Origin of the sequence: Mesorhizobium sp. M7A.F.Ca.MR.148.00.0.0 (assembly GCF_003997735.1) — a bacterium.
GTDB lineage: Bacteria > Pseudomonadota > Alphaproteobacteria > Rhizobiales > Rhizobiaceae > Mesorhizobium.
In genome coordinates, this window is record NZ_RZTB01000578.1 from 1 (window position 1) to 267 (window position 267).

Genomic DNA, 267 nt, shown 5'->3' on the forward strand with positions numbered 1-267 from the left:
GGACGATCAAGCTTGCCGGCCAGCGTGCCACCAAGGACGGTGTCATCGTCATCGAAGCGGGCCGCTTCCGCACCCAGGAACAGAACCGGGCGGATGCGCGGGCACGGCTGACGGCATTGGTCGCCAAGGCCGCCGAACCGCCGCCGCCGCCGCGCAAGAAGACGCGGCCGTCGAAAGGCGCGGTGGAGCGGCGGCTGAAGAGCAAGGCCGGACGCGGCACGATCAAGAAGCTGCGCGGCCGGGTGGAGAACGATTAAGCACCACACC

At 69.3% G+C, this 267-nt stretch carries 1 protein-coding gene; it reads left to right on the forward strand.

What is annotated here, in order from left to right:
* Window positions 1-257, forward strand: a 257-nt coding sequence (gene arfB, locus EOB49_RS35385) for an alternative ribosome rescue aminoacyl-tRNA hydrolase ArfB (protein WP_127383572.1), incomplete at its 5' end; no start/stop codon positions are given.
* Window positions 258-267 lie beyond the last annotated feature (10 nt).